Consider the following 17460-nt stretch of genomic DNA (forward strand, 5'->3'; position numbering starts at 1 on the left):
AATATATTGTTTCGAGTCTCCCTGCTACTGCTTTCCGTTTTATGTCAGTGGCTCACCCTGCGCCATAGTGGCTCATTTTGAGCGACACTATGGCGCAATCAGATGCGTATGGGCGGCTCCGCCGCACCGAAATATTCACTCAATACCCGGGCAAGAGATTTTTATGATGTATATATTTTGGCTACTCTTCACGAAAGAAACATAAATAAAAATAATTTGAAAAATGCATTAGCTTCGACTGCCCTTAAAAGAGGCACTTTAGATAAGATGAACAACTTGCTTAACTTGAGTATCTGGTTTTCAAATGTGATTATGTATATTCTATTAACTTAAGAAAGTTGAAAAAACACAAATTTCTGGACACACCCTATTAAAAAGAAGCCGTTTGCTTTATTCATTTTAACATCCTCCCTACATTTTAAACAAATACCACTTACAAGTGTTTATTTCATATTTTAGCTCATAAATTCTTTCAATGTCATCTAAAATACTTTGACATTTAAAAATAATCATCCGGTTTCCTGCTAGTTTTTCTTCTTTTCTAGTAATTATTCTATTCACCGTAATACAGATCTTTGATTGATCTTCTAATGAAGCTCTATATTTAATGGGGTTTGGGATTCCTTGCTCTGTGAACCAGGCAATCATTTCAATAGGTTTCATTAAAACTTTCATTATTACTCCCACCTCTTATTATAAAATACTTGACATCATTTGATAATCTTCTTCCATAACACCACCTGCGATAGGTCTTAAACCACTATTCAAAAAGCATGAACGGATAATTGATTGTGAACCATATTTGATTCGTATATCATCAAGGGTTTTATCTAAAGCTTTTTGGTTTTCCCAGTTCTTATCAAATAGGGAAAGCTGTATGAAATCATTGCCGCACAGCTCTGATACTCTTACACCTAGATGCCGTATTTTTTGGCCTTTCCACATCTCATCAAACAACCGGCAGGCTATTTTATAAATGTTCATGGTGCAGTCAATGGAAGCGAAGAGCTTTCGCTGATGGGAATATGAAAAAAATTCATCCGTCTTGATGGATACCGATACCAACTGGGCGCAAAGCTTTGAATGTCTGAGTCTTGCGGATACTGTTTCCACCAGAGAAAGAAGTATCATATGGGCAGTCTTCCGATCTTCTACATCGAAAGCAATAGTGGTAGAATTTCCTATTCCTTTTATGTTCGTATGTCCACCGGTAAAAACAGGAGAGTTTTCAATTCCGTTGGCATAGTTCCATATTAATTGGCCGAAGGATTTTAGCTTATATTTAAGTAGATCCGGATCTGTTTTTGCAAGATCTCTTATAGTGTATATACCCATCTGATGAAGTTTAGGTGCAGTTGCCCTTCCAACCATATATAGATCCGATACCGGAAGAGGCCACATTTTTTCTGGAATCTCTTCAGGAAAGAGAGTATGCACTTTGTCAGGTTTTTCAAGGTCTCCGCCTATTTTAGCCAAAAGCTTATTACTTGAGATACCGATATTAATTGTGAATCCTAATTCCTTGTATATTCTTTCTTTAATTTTATAAGCTGCTTCAACGGGATCTCCCCAAAGCGTCTCCAGGTTGGTAAAGTCCAAAAAACATTCATCAATACTGAAAATCTGTATTTTGGGAGAATATTCTTCCAGAATCTTTATCAAAGCGGAACTACACTGCATATATAGGTCATATCGAGGAGGAACAACTACTAAGTGTGGACACCGTTGCCTCACTGCATATAAAGATTCTCCAGTTTGAATATTATATTCTTTTGCAGGAATGGATTTCGCTAGAACGATTCCATGTCTGGATGCTTCATCTCCACCTACAACAGAAGCAATGGTACGCAGGTCAACACTATCCCCATGCTGCAGTCTATATACAGCTTCCCAAGATAAATAAGCACTATTAACATCAATATGAAAAATAATTCTTCTGGTCATACTATTTCACCTCAAGCAAGTCTATTATATTACGAACATATGTTCTGTGTAAAGATAGTATGAGTGATTTTTTTAAAAAATTCAAACTTCACTTGCGGGAATTTGCCAAGTAATGTGGAACTAATACACAGGAAAACATAAGAAATAGAGTGGTTCCTGAATGTGAGAATACTAGAATTTCGAAAAATAGCTTAAATAAAGTTCTTTATACAATTTTACTGGCGATATATCTCTATTTTATTAGCTTTTAGAAAAAGTTTAAAAAGGATCGCATTACTCTAATAAGAAGTTAATAGTTTTAGAAAAAATTTCTAACATAAGACATTACATCACATTCGTTTCGTAAACGCTTCATAGTAAGTACCTTTTCTTTAAGTATTATATTTGAGATAATGCTCTCATGAACTATTCAGTCAAAAAAGTTTAGTACTAAACTTTTTTGACTCTAGGGAAGGAGAACATATGAAGACTCAAACAAGTTTAGTGGCAGAGCAGATTCGTATACAAAAATGGTCGGAGCAAATTAAAGATTGTCAGGCTCGACCGGCTGGAATGAAAGTTGATACCTGGTGCGAACAGAATGGTATAACAAAAGCAGCATACTATTTTAGGCTACGACGTGTGCGCGAGGCGTGTTTAGCCCATGCTCAGAATAATGAGTCGCACTTTGTGGAATTGCCTGTACCAACAAACTCAAAACCTGTACATTCATGCCCAAGCGAAAAAACGCTGGCATCTGACACTGTTGCAATACTACATGGAACAAATGATATATCGATTGAATTACTTTCTACTGCATCAACTGAGTTTATTAGTACTCTTATCGGAGCTATCGCTCATGTTAAATGATGGAAACGGATTCAAGAAAATTTATCTGGCAACAGGGTATACCGATCTCCGCAGGGGTATTGAGGGATTAGCCGCCATCATTCGCTTTCAATTTCATCTCGATCCTTATGACACAAACACGTTATTCTTATTCTGTGGAAGACGGTGTGACCGTATCAAAGCGGTCTTATGGGAAGGTGATGGCTTTTTGCTGCTGTATAAGAGACTTAATACAGGTGCCTTTAGTTGGCCAAGATCTGCAGATGAGGCGATTGAAATATCAGAGGAACAGTACCGAATGTTAATGCAAGGGCTAGAGATTGTTGCAAAACGTCCGATTACAGAATTAAAGGATCCACCAAAGGCTATGTAGTTTTTGTGCATTTCGTAGAATTTAAAATTCTTGAAAAGCTGAAATCTGAAAATACTTTTCTATTATCCACACACTGCAATTCTGACCGTGAATTGTTAAGGCCAATTATATAAGAATTATCGGTTTGTGTGGATAACCATTCTAAGATGTCAAAGATTTTTGACCTTTTAGAAAGGTTATCCACCGTCAAAATGACGGAAGGCTAACGAACACAGATTAGCGTAATTACGCTGTATCTGCTATAATTAAGTCCAATAAAAGGAGTTCTTGATTATGGCATTTAAATATACAGAAGAACAATTGAATACAATGGACAAGTCGCTCCTTGTCTCGATGTTTCTTGGTCTGCAAGAACAAATGGATGCGCTTACTCAGGAGACGCACGCTCTTAATGAGAAGATGCAGCTCATGATGGAACAGCTAGTTCTTGCTACCAACCATCGTTTTGGCAGATCCACCGAGAAGATGGAGGATGTTGCTCAGATCCGCTTTATGGAAGTCGATGGGACCATCGTATTCTTTAACGAAGCAGAGGCAGTCTGTGATCTGGATGTGCCGGAACCTGAGGAGCTAGAACAAAGCCCCTCAAAGAAGACAAAGCAGTCCGGAAAGAAAGAAAAAGATTTAGCAGGTCTTCCAACGAACAGAATCAATCATTACATGACAGAGGAAGAATTGACTGCTGAATTCGGTGAAAAAGGCTGGAAACAGCTTCCGGATGTGATTACCAAACGGTATAAGTTTGTCCCTGCAAAGGTAGAAGTCGATGAGCACCATATTGGAGTCTATGCAAGCAAATCAGATGAGCATATGGTAAAAGCAGCGTATCCGAAGGGACTGCTTCATGGTAGTCCGGTATCTCCTTCACTTGGGGCAGCTATCATGAATGGCAAGTATGTGAATGCAGTTCCTCTTTATCGTTTGGAAAAAGAGTTTGAACGTTATGGACTGGCAATTACCCGTCAGAATATGGCGAACTGGATGATCCGTCTTGGAGAAGAATACCTTGGAATCATGTATGATCATCTTCACAAGCTACTCTATGATTATCATGTCATCCAGGCAGATGAAACTCCGGTTCTCGTTAATCGTGACGGTCGACCGGCAGGAAGTAAGAGCTACATGTGGGTATACCGTTCAGGTTTCATGTATAGAGCCAGGCAGATCGTGTTGTATGAATACCAGAAAACGAGGAATGCATCACATCCAAGGACATTCCTAAAGGATTATTCTGGTATCTGCGTAACAGATGGATATCAGGTCTACCACACTGTAGAAAAACAACTTGAGGATCTGACGATTGCTGGGTGCTGGGTTCACGCAAGACGGCGTCTTGATGAAGCACAGAAAGTGATTTCGGAGCCTGCAAGGAAAGAATCCATGGCATATCTGCTCATGAAACAGATCCAGGCCATATATCGTGAAGAAGGCAAGTTAAAGGACCTTACTTCTGAGGAACGACTTAAGCAACGCCAGGTTATAATTAAGCCCATGGTGGATGCTCTATTTGTGTACATCAAACAGCATGAATGTGAAGTCCCGGGAAAAGGAAAACTTCGCGAAGGATTCAATTACTTAATAAATCAGGAACGCTATCTTAAAGTATTTTTAACTGATGGTGATGTTCCAATGGATAACAATGCAAGTGAACGAGCCATTCGTGGCTTCTGTATAGGAAAAAAGAATTGGCAAGTTATCGATACGATAAGAGGAGCAACCAGTTCTGCTATCATCTATAGTATTGCTGAAACTGCAAAGGCGAATAACTTAAAGCCTTATGAATATTTTGAATATCTGTTAACAGAGATTCCAAAACATATGGAAGATACAGATAAATCATTTTTGAATGATCTGCTTCCATGGTCAGATAAGCTTCCGAAAAACATCAAAAAGTCAGAACAATAAAATCAAATGGCTATGAATAATGGTCTAACATTTGTCAAGGTACCGAGAATGGAGCGTTTACTTCGTTTCAATGTATGTAGAAAGTGTTTTAAAAGAAATTTATAAACTAGACGGGAGTAAAGACCTTATTCAGTAGAAGAAAATTCGAATGAAGTTTTTAATATTTGTAAGATATCCTATAATATTTCAACAGTGGAAACCTATATTGGATAAGCAGAAGTTTCAAAGGGGATGAAGATTGGCTAAGGATAGAGATAGAAAAACATTTGAACAAGTTATAGTACGTTTATTCTTTAAACAACTCTTCAATAGTTGTACTAAGAGCAATGGAAATAGCCTTTATTTCATAATCTAAAATCTCTCTGGTCTGATTTTCAATTTTAGATATCATAGGTCTATCAATATTTATTCCTTGAACATTCATTCGTGCCGCTAATTCTTCTTGTGTGACATTCTTTCTTTTTCTTAAATATTTAATTTTTTTTCCAATTATATTCCGTGGTCCCATATAATTCACCTGTAAAACTAGAATATTATGTATTGATTTTAATAGAAAGAAGATAATATAATGTGTGGTAATCACACGTAATTGAAATTTTTAAATTTTTATTCTGGTCTTAAGGACAGGTGAGTACTTTGAAGATGTTTACACCTAAAATAAAAGATATTTCTTTGTTTAAGGAAATCGCAAAAAATGTTGTTAATCCACTAGAAGTAATAAGAGAGGGTATTAGTAATTCTCATGATGCAGAAGCAAAACAAATTTCTATAACTGTTTACAGAAATTCTGAAGGTAAGTTTATATTAGAAATGCAGGATGATGGAAGAGGAATGGATTTTAACGCTATTCATCGTTTTTTTAATCTAGGAGATTCACTTAAAAATTCGATTGGAATAGGAAAAAAGGGATTAGGAACAAAAACATATTTTAAGAGTGACAAATTAACATTACAGACTCAGAATAAAGATGATGAAGCGTTCAAGGCAGTGATGGAAAAGCCTTGGGACACGCTTTTAAGTGACAAAATTCCTCAATACGTTGTAGAGAATGTACCACCAAAACCTGGTAGAAGAGGATCTACTGTTACGATTGAAGGCTATTTCATGGATAATCCAGAGAAGTATTTTAACTTTGATACTATAAAAGATTATATTCTATGGTTTACAGCAGCCGGTAGCTTCAAAACATATTTTGCAAACTATCCAGAGTTGCATAAGTATATTCAGAATATGCAAGTTGCACCAAGAGTATTCTTGGAGGATAAGATATTGAAATTAAAAGAAGAAATAGCAGGTACTCACCAGTTTTCGCCTCCACAGGAAAAACCAAATGAAGACCCAGAAGAAGAACAATATAAACGATCAGTAAATTATTGTAGGCATTTTGGCCCCTATCATAGAGCAACAAATATTAATGGAGAATATGTTTCTTTACAACTATATGGTACTGTTTCTGGTTTGAATTGTAGAAAAAGTCTATGTAAATTAAAGAGAGGAGAAAGTATAAAGTCAAGGTTTGGATTGTATCTTGCAAAAGATTTTATACCTATTATAAAAAGAATGAATTTAATAAATGAATATAATTCTCATCACTATCATTTGTTATTAAACTCACAGGCTTTTGAATTAACTGCTGATCGAAATAATATTTCAAATGAAGATGATCCAAAGGTAAAATGGGTATTAGATGAAGCAAAAAAAATAATTGATTATCATATAAAACCTCTAGCTGAGGAAGGATATTTTAAGTTTCGAAAAAATGAGGAAATTGAGTATGTTTTAAAAAATAAGCAGCAAAACATAAAAAGAAGAATTGAATATTTTGAAGGACTAGAAAATCTCATGCTCAATGAATTGTCAATTATAAAGAGGCCGGATTGTGAATCACAGGCTGCAATACTTTTTACGGCTTTATTATCAAATGATCGGACAAAACCATTAATAAAGTACATAGAAAAGATTGGACACTATTCTCACCAATCACCTACAGATATGATTTGTATTGATAAAGAGGGTAATAAGATTTTAGTAGAAATCGAGTACAGGTTAAGCAGTTTGTTTCGGCATGACCATCCCTATAATACATTTGATTACGTTATATGTTGGAGTGTTGATTTAGAGATAAATGAAAAGAAACGATTGCAGGATGGAACAATACTTAATCTAATTCAAGAATCTGGAGAATGGATATTAAAATACGGAGCTCAAAAAGTTATACCAATAATAGAATTAAAATCAGTTATTCACCAACTTGACAGCACTAAGATATATGGAGTCGAGGTTAAATAATTGATTAATTATTAGAGAAAACCCATATCTTATGAAGCATATAGTATATGAAATTCCTATCCAGGGGATAGGAATTTCATATACTAAGAGCCATTGCAAAAATTTTATTTTATTTGTTGTATTTTATTTTTAGCTCATTAAACAATTGTTTAATATTTGTTATCTCTAAATCACATTCTTCAAGTTTTAGAGCAGCCTTTTTCATCTTTATATTATTTTTATTACTTTTATTACTTTTTATCGACGGATCAGTAGATTGAATAGCCATTTTTTTAATTTCATTTTCATAATATTCGATCTTCTTCTTTAGGAATCCGATTTCTGTAACTGCCACTTCTAATTCTCGTTCAAGTTTTGCATTTTGGTCTTTCAATCGATCATTTTCTTTTTTAAATTTGTATCCTTCCAATGCATCTTGGCGGTATGAATTAACCAAATTATCCTGTTCCAAAGCTTTTTTTATCAATATTTTCTTATTATTAAAATATTGCTCAACAATAATAGTGTAACCACGAAAAGGTCCAGGTGATATTTCATAAGCTACTGTATCTGCAAGCATTCCCATTTGTTGCCCATTAATTTTGTCTATAACTTGACGAATGGCTTTATTATCTCTCCAAATATGCTTTTTATTGATTTTCGTATTTTTAGCCAATCCTGCAATGGTTATCTCTTCTCCATTATTTTGAGCTACATAAGTTTCTAACTCTCTTAGCATAAACTCATATGGATATACGGGTTTTCTACCAGCTTTACTTTTTTGATCAGCATCATTGTTTAGCATCATTGATCCCTCTATTCTTTTCGTCTTTTTGCAATATATAGGACTCGAGCAGTGCTTTTTGTATTATTCGAGTTTTTAAGTTATTCGAAGCAGTTTCCAACTTTTCCTGCGCTTCGACATCACAGGCTCCCGTCTTAAGGTCTAGGGCCCCGATATCTGTCATATTCTCGGTAAAACACCGGATAAAATCTAGCTGTCGCTTAATATCTTCCTGTATCTTTTCAGATTCAGCTTTAATTCGTATCTCCTGTTCAATATCATTATTATCTGTCAAAAGAACGTTTTGGGCGCAATATAGACATCTTCGTTCATTACATTCATAGGGGAATTTTTTGCTGGTACATCCAAAGTCTTCTACATTTCTTTGGATTTCTTTCGACCCTTTAATCATTTCTAAAGCTCTTTGTACTATAAATTCAGGCTCTTCCAGAAAACTATTCACAACATTACATTTATCAAGATGCATGCTTTTTATTTTTTGCGCAAGTACATGTATATTGGCATCAACAAATTCAGGAGTGTGAAAAGAATATCCATTCAAATGTTTATTAATGTCATCATGCCATGCCATTTCTGCAATTGTTTTAGGATTATGTCCTTGTAACAATAGATAACAAATAGACAGATGCCTTGTATCTCCCAGTTGCAATCTAACAAGCTTATCAGTTACATCATCACCGATTTTTTTTGCTTCCCGCAAGTGAGATTTAATTATTGTTTCTTTATTATATTGTTTTTCTATTATTTCTGAATAGAAACAGTTGAGCAAATCCCTCAATTGTGTAAGGTTCAAAACATGTGGATTATATTTCTGTGTATTAGCCGATTTTTGAACAGCTTTTAGCTCTATAGAATCGTTATATTTTTTATATGATAGCAAGTATTTCCTGTCAGAGTCATCTTGTGTACATACTTTGTATTCTTCAATTAAATTGTATATACCTTTATCAATTTGCAGTCTCTGGGTGACCTCTCTAGAGTTCATCTTCTTCTCTAAACTAAACACTTTCCTTCTTATGATGTTTAAGAAGTACTTACCTTGATTTGAATCATACTCACAGCAATTGATCCTTAAGGAAACAAATTCTATAGGGCGCATAGGAATTATTTTAGTAATAATCCACCACAGTAAAACTGGAAAGTATTTAAGCTTATCAGCTTCTTTACATTGCTGTAAATAGTGATCTAGAATAAAGTCAAACCAAATAATGCTTCTGTAGTTAGGTAATTTTCTAGGAGTAGGAGGTTCTACTCTAAGCATTTTTAATATATTTTCTATATACTGTTCACTGTCATTCACAGAATAGAATGATAAAAACTCCAGTAATATGCTCATAATATCTCGTTGCGTACTTCTACTATATTTTAATAACCACGATTTAACGTTATTATTCCAGTATTCTACACGAAAAAGCTTCGATAAAATAATGAATTTGTATATGTGATGCACAGATTTTTTCACAAAACCCATAGTTGCATATTGATCTTCTAGTTTAACGATAGTATAGAATTTTAATGCCAAGCATGGTTCTTTTCCAAATGGAGTTTCAAATTCTACTCTGGAACGCTGCTCAAAATCCTCAGCGTTAGATAGTATCCATCTATTATCATTAAACTCACCACTATATATGATTCCTTTTCGACTTAAAGAAATAAATTTTTGCTTATAGATTTGTATATCGTTAACATCAAATTTTAATATTTGTTCAATAGGAATCTTAAATTCTCCATATTTACTCAAACTTACTACTTTTATACCTGTTTTTTTAGACTTAACAACATTTAGATTCATAAGTTTTCCTCACATTCTAGGGATGACTGCTGCGTCAGACATCCTAAAGAACCCAATTTTTTCTCCAAATCATTCATATCAATAAAAACTTCTAGGTAATCCGGCGCATATTGTTCATATTCCACCTTTGCTTCAAACAGTATATATAATAATTTATTAAGTAAATAACAGTATTTTTTCTTCTCGTTAACCCTATGTGCTGGAGTCTTTTGTAATAGCTCTAACATTTTATATATTTCATCTTTTACTGTAAAAAGAATATAGTCTCTATATACGCCAAATGGACATGTTATGCAGAACTCAGGAGACTTATATTTCTATAGTTTTGCAGAAAACTCTTGGGTAAATGTGTTACCATAAAAACCCACTGTGCATTATGCAACGAAGTCCACGATAGCATCTTTATCCAAGACAATTTCATGCTGTTCCGCTTCTGGTGCGGAATCAGCGAATACAAGTTTTCCCAAGGCATACTTTCTCAAACAATACCGTAGCTTGGAAAAACTTAACTCTGATACCCAAGGGGTATCCCCTGTATCGGAAGTAATATTTAACCATTTGCACTTGCCATACTTTATAAGTACAATTTTACCAATATTATAGGCGATACCAACAGTGTGTAAAAATCGTAATACAGGTAATAAGCTGTGGTGTTGGTATTCTCCAAAACCGAGATACTGCTTAACATCGCGTATTGCCAATTCTATTGAAAAACGGGAACCGTATATTTCAATAATCTGGGCAGCAGTGAGGGTTGTATCTGTACTGATTAATGCCATTAGCTTACCTTTATTAGTATGGAGCACTACCGTACGAACCTTTTTGGATAACTTGAGCATGCAAACATCGGCTACAGCAATTTCTATAGTTTGAATTTTGCCGTAAAGCTGTACAGTAACAATTTCATGTTCGGTAAGATTCCAAAGTTCACGAACTTTAATTTGTTTGCCATATTTGGGCTTACGACCCCTTTTTTTCTGCGATTGCGGTTCAGGGTCTAAACGTGCTACAGCATCAGCTCTTAATTTAGTAACAACATCAATGCCTTGGTCAAGCAATGGCTGAATAAAAGGTTTGTTTGCAAAGTATGCATCTTCTACGGTACGTAGTTTATGACCGCTTTGTAATACCCATTGATTTAACTGGAGTATTTGAGCATGTGCAACATCCCAGATTTTTAATGGTTCTGCTTGGCCTGATTGATTACATTTCCATTGGCTCTTTGCAAGCTTTCCTGTAACGAGTTTAAAGGAAATAAGGAAGCTAATATATTGGTTTTTGAAAAAGCCTGTAATACCAAGTACTCCCCAGTGATGTCCTATAATATATTCACCAGCATCAGCATTACCGCTGTGGTTATCCCATTTTTGAATGCCGATTACTTTCTTAGAATCTTTTGCATTCAAAGTAGTATCAAAGCAGGCTTGAATCTTACCATGTACCATGAGTTCATTTGGGAACAAGTTCAGAAGCAGCAAAAACATTTTTCTTATAACTTCTGTATAATCCCATTTATACTCCGTAAAGAACCTACACCAACTAGATACGTCTTTACGAAAGAAAAAGCAATGCCGATACAGCTTTCTGGTAGTTTTCTTGCCTGGAACCACAAGTAGGCACCATATATAGCAAATAAAATAATTATAAGTTTTTATGCATTTAAAGCATTCTTTTGGAAATAATAGTAACTGGATTATTTCCATAGGAATGTAGATAGTCATTGCAGAATCGCTCCTTTTTAAGGGATTGGGCCGGTGCCCTGCAATATCTATATTCCTATTTTATTGTGCTTTTATGCTGGTAATTGATGCATGTAATTTAAAAAGTGCAAAACTATAGTTATATTTAAAAGGACAGTGTTTATAACCTTTTAAACATGAAACATAATTGAGTTTTGATGGCCTTTTACCATGTATAATAGCATCCAGAAGTTGTCTGATATTTTCAGAAGGAGAAATTATTAATTCTTTAAATACATTTTCCATTTCCTGACGTTTATACAAAAGAAATTCGGCAACAGTTTCAATTCCCATGGGAGTGTATTGTCTATTTAACTTTTCAATAACTGTAGTCACTTCTTCAATAGTCCAATCTTTTAGATCATAGGCAATAGAAAGCAACAAATAAAAGGATACTCCAAAATGGCCTCTTCTACACTGATTATATACAATATGATTAATAGATCCTTCATTTGTCGTATCCTGTATATATAACCGAGTCATCAGAGCCAGTTCTTGGCCTTTTTTAGGGTCGTGAGACCTTGATGCTGTACCTAACATATATGCTAATAATTTGCTGCCTTCTTTTTTGTTTGCATGCTCTACGCAGAAGGTCAATAGTGATTTGTTGCATTTACGGTTGGATAATGGGGGAATTTTTTCGGGTTCAAAAAGTTTTTTATAGTCACTGGCATTAGGCACTGTGCTATTAATTATCTCAAACAATCGCTCCTTATTTTGATTCCTCCTATGTATTTCAAGAATAACCAACGCAATCGTTAACGGTATTCTCTGATATTTCCCGACGGTAAAAATCAAATCCATCTTCCCATTTTTTCCTCTCTTTTGCGGCTTCATTCCTCTCGTTTTAAATACGAGCTGTTGTACAATTTTTTCTGCTAATGTCAAGGTGAATGGATTTCCATTGCGAAACCATTCAAAACTACAAACACCTATTTCCTCCAAATCTATATTTGGAATTCGGATCATATCAGATTTACGCCAAGATAGTGAAAAATGAAGTAGTGAGTAAGCCCAAACACTGGTATAACGATAGTCGGCAAAAGCCTTTCCAATATGACGGTCTATATCTTCCAAAATTGATAAATATTTAAACCATTCATCGCGGCTGTATATTTCTTTTTTCATGGATGCATTAGTATCACTGTTATACTTAACAGTTTTTTTTCTAGGAGAACGAATAGATATCTGAAACTTACATTTTTCCCTACATCGCATTTTGCAAAAATCCAATAAACTGGGCATATGCTTTATTCCACTTATAGGTAGTGATGCAGAAAATATTTTAATTTCTTCATCAGAACAATCATATAATTCACAACTAAGATATTCTAAAAGTTTTTTGGTTAAATCAGATATCTGCTGCGAATATATTTTCCGTTGCGAAATTGCTAAATTGTTTAAACGCTGGATACTCCATTCCTGACACAAAGCATATGTATTTTGCCATTTTGTATCACTCAATAGTGTAAGTCTTTCAACGAGAAGTGCGTATGGATCTATTTGTTTTTTTTGCATCCTATTTTTGTATATTTTTTGAACATAGGACTCAAAGGATTTCTTTAAAATTCTTATCCTACCATCGAGTTTTGATCTAAAAGTTATTATATCATTATTCCTGGAAATTAATGAGTAAATGGACGATAAACTAATATTATATTGTTCTTTTACATCCTCATATGTTAACGATTCTTCCTCTTCTTTTTTTATTTGGTCTACCAACTCCTTGGATATAAAAACTTTCTTGCCAACTTTTAAAGGTTGTTCAAATATTTTTTTCGAATTCATATAATAAATTCTATCAAGAGAAATATTAAAAAGTTCAGAAACTTCTTCGATCGAATAATAATCATTTTTAACTCTATCAAAAAAACGATCAATAGGTGCTTTCTCAAAGTATTTGATCCCACAAATACTTTGTGTTTTTATCGGTGCTACATGACTTAGTATATTATCTATTTTTGCATCTTTAGCATATCCAAACATATTTGCTATTTGTGAAGATGTATATGAATTTTTTTTGAAATCTTCTTGTACTTTTAGTCTATCAAATTCTTTTTCAGATATATATAATCTGCTTTTTACACTATAAGTCTGTATAAAACCAGATCGAGCCCAATTAGTAAACGTATTTAAGTTAATATTCAACTCTTTCGCTACCTGTGAAGAAGAATAGAATTTTGTATCTATAGCTTCATTTTTAAGATATGCCATAGGATTTTTTGCATATGCAGATACTTCATCCTTTGGAATATAGTAGGCATTATATATCTTTTTATAGTTTTTTATGAATCCTTTGCGAATATTCGCTGTAATACAATTACGGGATACACCAATAATACGAGCTGCTTCTACAGTAGTATATGCGTTCTGAATAAATTTTTTATCTTCTAACATATTTTTCACAATTTCGCCTTTAATCAAAGTCTTTTGTCCCTTAGCTTTAATAGCATCAATAAAACCTTTGCAAGACCATTGACTGAGTGTTTCTTGACACATATCTAGTATTTGAGCTACCTCTCGAATTGTATATAATTTATCGTAATTAATAGTATTGATGTCCATGGCGCTATCTTTACTTACTATTCTGTATGGGGTTTTGTTCTGCGGTAGCAAACATCAGATCCATAAAGAATTCAGCATACATCCCTTCTTGATTTTTTTCAATAAAATTTCGTGTCCGCATCGAGTTGCGAACATATCCTAGTGCAGCCTCCAAAGTTCTGTCCCCTCTAGCTACCGCAAGCTCTGTAGCACATGATGCTGCTTCTGCTATTAAATTAGAAAATATTCCCCGCCCAAGATGAGTATTCCACTTCAACCCTTCTAAGTCATAACCTTTTTCTCTTACTGAAGGATTGGGACTTGCTTTGAGATATAATATAAATTCTCTTCTTAGCTTTTGAAAATAGTATCTATAGCATTCAATAGTCATTGCTTCACCTTTAGTATTTACAAAAAGTGCATTTGTTGCATCCTTACATTGATATTTTCGAATATGATTGTTATATACCCGTCTAACTATCCCTAAGCCGCCTTCAATCTTTTGATATCTTGGTACTTTTACACGCCCATTAGTTGTATTCATTTTTCTTTTAGGCCACATATCCCGACTTTTAATATTCACTACAAAGCCTATTTCACCATCTCCGATTGGAACAATAGCTTCTCTGGTAGTATTTAAAATATCTGCGACCCGTAGGCCTCCGTATATCTGCATAAAGACTCCTAGAGCAATTCTGGGACATTTTTTCAGAGCTATCGTAAGGAAAGGCAATACTAATTCATTAGGCAAGTCATGTAGAACATATGGATTATCACTACTTTCTGCTGAACCTAATCGAAGTGTCATTCTAGATATGGGTGTTAGTAGTTTATTATTTTTGCTAGAAATATAATCGAAATCATCTACTGATATATATTTAAGATATCCCTTTTTTGCGAGATAATGATAAACCTTATCTAATGTATTTTTGCATCGCAATACAGTACTTAACTCTCGTTTTTGCCTATATTCAGTCAAATACTCTTTTAAATGGTCAAAAGTTAATTCCGATAATGAATGAATATTCCATATCTCTGCTCTTTCAAATAGACAATAGTTGAGAAAAGGGGTAATAAAATTTGCCTTAGCTTTTAATGTAGCTAAAGCGCTCCCGGGCCAACATTCATCTAGTATTTGTGTAAATGGGTGAGGTTTTATCCTGCCATCAATTTTGTTTTTTACAATAATAAGAACACGGTAGTCACCTTCAATATCCTCATTTTTCTTTTTTATATCTCCTACTCGTACTGTATCACTTGTAAGATATAAAACATTATTATTTTTTATTTGCTCAAAATTAAGTAGCTGCCCCATCTCGTAAATTCCTTTCTTTCACCACTTCTTATACTATATCAAATTGGAAGAAAATCGTAAACACGCTAGATACCTAATTGAGTAAGTTTTCAAATAATAATATTGATCTTTATATTTAATTTCTTTCATATATTTTAGATACATAGCAAGAACCATATCTGCGGAGGTACTTGATTTGGCCATACAGCGTTTGTTAATATATCTTTTAACATGGTGTTTTTTTTGATATAATAGCCTTGGTAAAGATAGGATAATCAAGTAGAAAGTGAGGAAGAAAGTATGAATTTGAAAAAAATGATTTCTTGTTTAGTTGTATTATTTCTAGTTTTGAGCGTTTTTCCGTTAGGGGTTCAAGCGGAGACATTATCTGTTAATAATTACCACGAAAAGGCGGAACAGTTGGCAGCGCAAGAGAAATATCAAGAGGCAGTAGAAGTCTATAAAAAAATCATTGAAGAAGTACCTGATGATGCTAGAGCATATAATAATTTAGGTTGCATATTAAACCTATTGGAAGATTATGATGGTGCGATCATCAATTTTAATAAGGCCATCGAGATAAATCCTAATAATGCGGATTTTTATTATAATAAGGGCGGAGCACTTTATAATATGGGTCAGTATGAGCAGGCTATCCAAGCTTTTGATAAATCCATTGAGATTAAACCCGAAGATGCAGTATCCTACTATAACAAGGGAAGGGCTTTAGCCGGTCTGGGTAATTGCCAGGAGTCCCTGTCTTATTTTGATAAGGCTGCGCTGTTAGAACCTCAATCTGCGTTAATAATACTCCAGTTTAAAAGCAGAGTACTGATTCAGCTTGATAAGTATAAAGAAAATTACATATTTCAAGTGAATAATCCGTTGATGCTTGCCGACGGCATCAAAAAAGAAATCGATCCGGAAAACGGGTCTGTACCCATTAGGGTTGATGGGATAACTCTAATACCCATTGAACGCTTGGTAGAAGCCTTGGGTGGCAGTATCAGATGGGATGAAGATAAAAGTCATGTTTCGGTTTTTATAAGAAAAAAGAAACTGGATTTTTGGATGAATGACGATAAAGCTTATGTGAACGAAGAGAGACGTACATCAAATACCAAGCTGGTAATGATTAATGGAAGGGCATACTTTCCTTTGCGCTATATCGCACAGGGGATAGGATGTACTGTAGAATGGAATGAAGAAACACAGGTCATTTCGATGATATTTGAGTAACGAATCATGATAAGATCGGAAAAAAGAGTTTGCTAAAAGGTTTTTGATATGTGTATAATAAATGATAAATAATATGAACCGGTCAATTAGGCAGATCGAGGTGTTTAGATGGATAAGACCAAAAAGAGTATTTTTGATGCAGCAATAAAAAACTTCTCATTAAGTGGCTATAAAGGGGCAGTTATGGACAATATCGCGTCTGATGCCGGTGTGGCAAAAGGAACTTTGTATTATCACTTTAAGAGCAAAGAGGAGCTTTTTAATTTTGTTATAGAAGAAGGCATTACATTTATGTATGAGGCTGCAAAAGAAGCTATTATTCATAAAGATAATCCATTGGAGAAACTAAAGATAATATGTGAGGTTCAGCTTCATTTGCTATATAAAAACAGGGCGTTCTTTAGTATTATTGTAAGCCAGCTTTGGGGAACGGAAATCAGACATAGTGAACTTAGGTATAAGCTTAATCAGTATATCCGATATATCAGTGACATCATGCAGGATGCAATGGATAAAGATCTAATACGTAAAGGCAATGCATCTTTCTTTGCTTACAATTTTTTTGGAAATCTTATTTCAGCTGCATTATATGAAGTGTTAAACGGGGATACGATTTCGATAGATGGTATCATCGATGATTTGATAGAATATGCTTTCAATGGAATCGCTTTGAAATGAATATACTAAGAAATGACGAAATAATAATTTCCCATTTTTCAAGCGGCTATT

15 protein-coding genes are annotated in these 17460 nt (G+C 34.3%); 6 read left to right on the plus strand and 9 right to left on the minus strand.

Annotated features, from left to right (window positions below; all coding sequences use genetic code 11):
• Nucleotides 1-411 precede the first annotated feature (411 nt).
• Together QKW49_RS24080 and QKW49_RS24085 are read right to left on the minus strand one after the other, a co-directional pair.
• Complete coding sequence (locus tag QKW49_RS24080; RefSeq protein ID WP_282865172.1) at nt 412-675, minus strand: hypothetical protein; 264 nt, start codon at nt 673-675, stop codon at nt 412-414.
• A gap of 18 nt (nt 676-693) precedes the next feature.
• On the minus strand, nt 694-1944 hold the full coding sequence (locus tag QKW49_RS24085) for a DNA polymerase IV (protein WP_282865173.1): 1251 nt from the start codon (nt 1942-1944) through the stop codon (nt 694-696).
• Nucleotides 1945-2406: 462 nt separating this feature from the next.
• Between QKW49_RS24085 and QKW49_RS24090 the strand changes: the two genes are divergently transcribed.
• The 3 genes from QKW49_RS24090 to QKW49_RS24100 all read left to right on the plus strand — a co-directional run bounded on the left by QKW49_RS24090 (nt 2407) and on the right by QKW49_RS24100 (nt 5050).
• Nucleotides 2407-2793, plus strand: coding sequence for an IS66 family insertion sequence element accessory protein TnpB (locus tag QKW49_RS24090; protein WP_282864258.1), 387 nt, complete (start codon nt 2407-2409; stop codon nt 2791-2793).
• The gene (gene tnpB / locus QKW49_RS24095; RefSeq protein WP_282864257.1) at nt 2783-3145 is read left to right on the plus strand and encodes an IS66 family insertion sequence element accessory protein TnpB; all 363 of its coding nucleotides are present in this window, start codon (nt 2783-2785) and stop codon (nt 3143-3145) included. The genes QKW49_RS24090 and tnpB overlap by 11 nt, the downstream gene beginning before the upstream one ends.
• A gap of 273 nt (nt 3146-3418) precedes the next feature.
• Complete coding sequence (locus QKW49_RS24100) at nt 3419-5050, plus strand: IS66 family transposase (RefSeq protein WP_282864256.1); 1632 nt, start codon at nt 3419-3421, stop codon at nt 5048-5050.
• A 286-nt stretch (nt 5051-5336) separates the two neighbouring features.
• Here QKW49_RS24100 and QKW49_RS24105 read toward each other — a convergent pair whose 3' ends face one another.
• Complete coding sequence (locus QKW49_RS24105; RefSeq protein ID WP_282865174.1) at nt 5337-5558, minus strand: helix-turn-helix transcriptional regulator; 222 nt, start codon at nt 5556-5558, stop codon at nt 5337-5339.
• Between the two features lie 134 nt (nt 5559-5692).
• Between QKW49_RS24105 and QKW49_RS24110 the strand changes: the two genes are divergently transcribed.
• A complete protein-coding gene (locus QKW49_RS24110; protein WP_282865175.1) occupies nt 5693-7339 on the plus strand; it encodes an ATP-binding protein in 1647 nt (548 codons plus the stop codon).
• Between the two features lie 109 nt (nt 7340-7448).
• Here the strand turns inward: QKW49_RS24110 and QKW49_RS24115 are convergent, their stop codons facing one another.
• The 6 genes from QKW49_RS24115 to QKW49_RS24140 form a co-directional block, all read right to left on the minus strand.
• Nucleotides 7449-8126, minus strand: a complete 678-nt coding sequence (locus QKW49_RS24115) for a hypothetical protein (protein ID WP_282865176.1) — start codon at nt 8124-8126, stop codon at nt 7449-7451.
• Nucleotides 8110-9915 carry a hypothetical protein gene (locus tag QKW49_RS24120; protein WP_282865177.1) on the minus strand — a complete coding sequence of 602 codons (1806 nt, stop codon included), beginning with the start codon at nt 9913-9915 and terminating at the stop codon, nt 8110-8112. Before QKW49_RS24120 ends, QKW49_RS24115 begins: the two co-directional genes overlap by 17 nt.
• Nucleotides 9912-10142: a hypothetical protein gene (locus QKW49_RS24125; protein ID WP_282865178.1), complete on the minus strand. Its 231-nt coding sequence runs from the start codon at nt 10140-10142 to the stop codon at nt 9912-9914. The genes QKW49_RS24120 and QKW49_RS24125 overlap by 4 nt, the downstream gene beginning before the upstream one ends.
• A 147-nt stretch (nt 10143-10289) precedes the next feature.
• Nucleotides 10290-11636 (minus strand): transposase, encoded by a 1347-nt coding sequence (locus QKW49_RS24130; RefSeq protein WP_349239048.1) that lies wholly within the window; start codon nt 11634-11636, stop codon nt 10290-10292.
• Nucleotides 11637-11696: 60 nt separating this feature from the next.
• Nucleotides 11697-14270: a helix-turn-helix domain-containing protein gene (locus QKW49_RS24135; RefSeq protein WP_282865179.1), complete on the minus strand. Its 2574-nt coding sequence runs from the start codon at nt 14268-14270 to the stop codon at nt 11697-11699.
• Nucleotides 14230-15513: a hypothetical protein gene (locus QKW49_RS24140; protein ID WP_282865181.1), complete on the minus strand. Its 1284-nt coding sequence runs from the start codon at nt 15511-15513 to the stop codon at nt 14230-14232. Before QKW49_RS24140 ends, QKW49_RS24135 begins: the two co-directional genes overlap by 41 nt.
• Before the next feature lie 279 nt (nt 15514-15792).
• Between QKW49_RS24140 and QKW49_RS24145 the strand changes: the two genes are divergently transcribed.
• Together QKW49_RS24145 and QKW49_RS24150 are read left to right on the plus strand one after the other, a co-directional pair.
• Entirely contained in the window at nt 15793-16731 is a 939-nt protein-coding gene (locus tag QKW49_RS24145; protein WP_282865182.1) for a tetratricopeptide repeat protein, read from the plus strand.
• 108 nt (nt 16732-16839) lie between these two features.
• Nucleotides 16840-17409 carry a TetR/AcrR family transcriptional regulator gene (locus QKW49_RS24150; protein ID WP_282865183.1) on the plus strand — a complete coding sequence of 190 codons (570 nt, stop codon included), beginning with the start codon at nt 16840-16842 and terminating at the stop codon, nt 17407-17409.
• Nucleotides 17410-17460: the final 51 nt, after the last annotated feature.

Source organism: Petroclostridium sp. X23 (assembly GCF_030013905.1).
In the GTDB taxonomy this organism is placed as follows: Bacteria; Bacillota; Clostridia; order SK-Y3; family SK-Y3; genus X23.

Excerpts from the sequence above, each read along its gene's own strand:
- QKW49_RS24080 (WP_282865172.1), bottom strand. The coding sequence starts at position 675 with ATGAAAGTTTTAATGAAACCTATTGAAATGATTGCCTGGTTCACAGAG.
- QKW49_RS24085 (WP_282865173.1), bottom strand. The coding sequence starts at position 1,944 with ATGACCAGAAGAATTATTTTTCATATTGATGTTAATAGTGCTTATTTA.
- QKW49_RS24090 (WP_282864258.1), top strand. The coding sequence starts at position 2,407 with ATGAAGACTCAAACAAGTTTAGTGGCAGAGCAGATTCGTATACAAAAA.
- tnpB (WP_282864257.1), top strand. The coding sequence starts at position 2,783 with ATGTTAAATGATGGAAACGGATTCAAGAAAATTTATCTGGCAACAGGG.
- QKW49_RS24100 (WP_282864256.1), top strand. The coding sequence starts at position 3,419 with ATGGCATTTAAATATACAGAAGAACAATTGAATACAATGGACAAGTCG.
- QKW49_RS24105 (WP_282865174.1), bottom strand. The coding sequence starts at position 5,558 with ATGGGACCACGGAATATAATTGGAAAAAAAATTAAATATTTAAGAAAA.
- QKW49_RS24110 (WP_282865175.1), top strand. The coding sequence starts at position 5,693 with ATGTTTACACCTAAAATAAAAGATATTTCTTTGTTTAAGGAAATCGCA.
- QKW49_RS24115 (WP_282865176.1), bottom strand. The coding sequence starts at position 8,126 with ATGATGCTAAACAATGATGCTGATCAAAAAAGTAAAGCTGGTAGAAAA.
- QKW49_RS24120 (WP_282865177.1), bottom strand. The coding sequence starts at position 9,915 with ATGAATCTAAATGTTGTTAAGTCTAAAAAAACAGGTATAAAAGTAGTA.
- QKW49_RS24125 (WP_282865178.1), bottom strand. The coding sequence starts at position 10,142 with ATGTTAGAGCTATTACAAAAGACTCCAGCACATAGGGTTAACGAGAAG.
- QKW49_RS24130 (WP_349239048.1), bottom strand. The coding sequence starts at position 11,636 with ATGACTATCTACATTCCTATGGAAATAATCCAGTTACTATTATTTCCA.
- QKW49_RS24140 (WP_282865181.1), bottom strand. The coding sequence starts at position 15,513 with ATGGGGCAGCTACTTAATTTTGAGCAAATAAAAAATAATAATGTTTTA.
- QKW49_RS24145 (WP_282865182.1), top strand. The coding sequence starts at position 15,793 with ATGAATTTGAAAAAAATGATTTCTTGTTTAGTTGTATTATTTCTAGTT.
- QKW49_RS24150 (WP_282865183.1), top strand. The coding sequence starts at position 16,840 with ATGGATAAGACCAAAAAGAGTATTTTTGATGCAGCAATAAAAAACTTC.